Source organism: Arthrobacter sp. Y3223164 (assembly GCF_059091005.1).
In genome coordinates this window covers 1-461 of the sequence record NZ_JBNHGF010000849.1, presented here as the reverse complement: position 1 = coordinate 461, position 461 = coordinate 1, and the positions used below count along the sequence as shown (strand labels likewise).

Annotated in this window: 1 protein-coding gene; it reads left to right on the top strand. The window is 74.8% G+C overall.

The features are described from left to right. Positions 1-461, top strand: a 461-nt coding sequence (locus AC5RUJ_RS18355; RefSeq protein ID WP_494156531.1) for a TolB family protein, incomplete at both ends; no start/stop codon positions are given.

Sequence of the window (461 nt, the reverse complement as noted above, 5' to 3'; positions counted from 1 at the left end):
CGGGACGGCGAAGCCGCTTTCACCGCCGTGCCCGAAGCGCGCCGGCTGACGTTCGCGGACGCCGACCATGACTGCCCGGCTTTCAGCCCGGACGGCCGCACGCTCTACTTCACCGCCGCCCTCCACGAGGGAGCCGACGAGGACCTGCGCCGGGACGTGTACGCGCTGGAGCCCGACGCTGCCGGCGGCAGCCCGTGGCTGATGTCCAACCTTTCCGGCCCGCTCCTGGCCGCCGCGTCGCCGCAGCCCAGCGCCGACGGCCGTTGGCTGTTCTACCTCGGCAGCCTCATCGGCGGCGGGAGGGACTTCGTCGCGCAGAATGCCGCGCTGTACGCGGCTCCGGTCTCCGCCCCCCACGAGGTGCGCCGCCTGACCGATCCGGAGGGGACGGACCTGGGCGAAGGCACGCTGGTGGCGGCCGGCCCGGATGCGGTGCTGGCCCTGAACCGGCAGCGCGGCGC